Raw genomic sequence first — 1,708 nt, 5'->3', positions numbered from 1 at the left:
TTTTGCAGCGCCTCCTTAGCATGAAAAAGCTTTCTCTTACATTGGCAGTTCTGGGCGTAATGGGCGTTGGCATGGCGGGTAACGTCAGTGCAGCGAACAACGGAAAAATGGTCTTCAATGGGACACTGACCAATATCTCCTGCGATGTGGGACCGGGCACAGGCGTCAGTTCGGGCACCAACCCTGGCGAAATCAATGTCGACCTGGGTAACGTTTCCTTCTCCGATATTGGTGTATCGAGTGAAAGTCGATTCGAAACGGCTACGCCTATTCAGCTGCTGGTCAACTGTAGCGCGGGCGCAGATCAATACAGCATGGTCAAGATGCGCCTTACTGCCCGTAACGGCAGCGGCCTGGACAATAACGATGCCAAACTTCTGCGCACCACCGGCGCGGCAGATGGTGTCGGTATCGGCCTGCTCAATACCTCCAGCGTTCTGATGGACCTGAGCGGTGCTGAAACCGTCGACACCACGCTCATCAAGGATGGTGCCGGCGGCGCGACTGCTGAAATAAATTTTGGCGCGGTCTATGTGCTTAACGGCACGCCGACCAATCCGGGTAATGCCGATGGCTTCCTGCCGTTCGTGATGGATTACGAGTAACCGTGTCGGACAGGGCGGGCACGGCTCGCCCTGTCCCTTATCGAATTCAAGGCGAACGCCAGTATGTTTCCTGTTTTTTTTCGCTACACGATGCTTGTTGCGCTAGTGTGCTGTGCGTCCTCTGTTCAGGCGGGCATCGTATTGAATACGACGCGCGTCATTTATCAGGGTAATGAAAAAGAGGTCAGTCTGGGTGTTCATAACAGTGGCGGGGGAGAGATTCTCCTGCAGTCCTGGCTTGAATCTCCGACAGTGGCGACCAACAAGACTGATAACAACGACACCCCAGCGTATTTGCCTTTTATCGTCACGCCTGCGCTGACGCGCATGGCCGGAGGTGGCAAGCAACTGTTGCGCATCATTCATTCCGGTGCAGACATGCCCACTGATCGTGAATCAGTGTTATGGCTCAATGTGCAGGAAATCCCCCAGACTGCTGCCGAGAACACACTGCAGATTGCGATACGTCAGCGCATAAAAGTGTTCTTTCGGCCTGACGGTTTGCAGGGCGATCCGCAGCAGGCACCTGAACAGCTGAACTGGCAATCAATCGATAACGCGGGTGTGCAGGTGGAAAATCCAGGGCCCTATCACGTGTCCATGCTGAGGATTTCCATACGCCAACACGATAGTGAACTTGCCCGTCTCGACAGTCAGATGCTTGCCCCCCATCAACAGCTGCGTATCCCGTTGCTGCACACACCGGGAAGTGCGCCGTTGCTGGTGAGTTTCGTGAGTATCAATGACTACGGCGGGCAAGTGCCTTATCAAGTGACACTGGCCGATAAAGAACCGGGTCATGCCCACAAGGCCTTGCCTCGGTAACCTGCCACATCACACATCAGCGTTAACTGTTCAAACCGTTGGGCCTGCGTGACAAACCGGCCCGGCAGACCTGCGTCTGTGTAAAGGATTGCGCGGCGCGCGCGACAGCCGAAGTAGAGTGAAGACCGCTATGGAATGGCGCAAAAAGGATCACAAGGGAGTCATTGCACAGTTCGCTCTGCCTCACCCACGACACTGTCCGCTGGGTACCGGCCTGGGGTTGACGTTGATGTTTTCGCTCAGCGCGTTCGCAGCCTCGCCTGGGGAAGCTCCGAGCA

The 1,708-nt window shown here is 55.6% G+C and carries 2 protein-coding genes; both read left to right on the top strand.

What is annotated here, in order from left to right; all coding sequences use genetic code 11:
- Positions 1-20 precede the first annotated feature (20 nt).
- Positions 21-605, top strand: coding sequence for a fimbrial protein (locus ALO64_RS01045; protein WP_005730126.1), 585 nt, complete (start codon positions 21-23; stop codon positions 603-605).
- Positions 606-668: 63 nt separating this feature from the next.
- Positions 669-1,430 carry a fimbrial biogenesis chaperone gene (locus ALO64_RS01040; protein WP_002552335.1) on the top strand — a complete coding sequence of 254 codons (762 nt, stop codon included), beginning with the start codon at positions 669-671 and terminating at the stop codon, positions 1,428-1,430.
- The last annotated feature ends 278 nt before the right edge of the window (positions 1,431-1,708 follow it).

The sequence above is a fragment of the Pseudomonas meliae genome, from assembly GCF_001400515.1.
In the GTDB taxonomy this organism is placed as follows: Bacteria; Pseudomonadota; Gammaproteobacteria; order Pseudomonadales; family Pseudomonadaceae; genus Aquipseudomonas; species Aquipseudomonas amygdali.
The sequence above is the reverse complement of the archived record's forward strand: the minus strand, read 5'-3'. Positions and strand labels throughout refer to the sequence as shown.

Excerpts from the sequence above, each read along its gene's own strand:
- ALO64_RS01045 (WP_005730126.1), top strand. The coding sequence starts at position 21 with ATGAAAAAGCTTTCTCTTACATTGGCAGTTCTGGGCGTAATGGGCGTT.
- ALO64_RS01040 (WP_002552335.1), top strand. The coding sequence starts at position 669 with ATGTTTCCTGTTTTTTTTCGCTACACGATGCTTGTTGCGCTAGTGTGC.